The sequence below is a fragment of the Pseudomonas vlassakiae genome (assembly GCF_014269035.2).
GTDB lineage: Bacteria > Pseudomonadota > Gammaproteobacteria > Pseudomonadales > Pseudomonadaceae > Aquipseudomonas > Aquipseudomonas vlassakiae.
On record NZ_JABWRP020000077.1, the window covers coordinates 1 to 224 of the forward strand.

Here is a 224-nt window from a genome sequence, read left to right on the forward strand (position 1 = left end):
CTGGTCCAGTGTTCGACCACCCGGGGTTTGCCGCCCTGGGTTTCCCAGCGGTAGTGGCAGCCCAGGCCCAGGGCGTTGCTGTGGGTCACCATCAGGCCTTCGGCGTAGCTGAAGCTGCGCACGGTGTCGCCGTTGCGGTTGATCACCGTGGTCAGCTGGCCGTGTTCGTCGTAGCGGTACTGGGTCAGCGTTTCGACGGCCTGGTTGTCGACCACGCGCTTGAT

At 65.2% G+C, this 224-nt stretch carries 1 protein-coding gene; it reads right to left on the bottom strand.

Features of this window, described 5'->3' with window-relative positions; all coding sequences use genetic code 11:
- The coding region (locus HU738_RS25865; RefSeq protein ID WP_217871567.1) for an RHS repeat protein at nt 1–224 on the bottom strand (224 nt) is incomplete at both ends.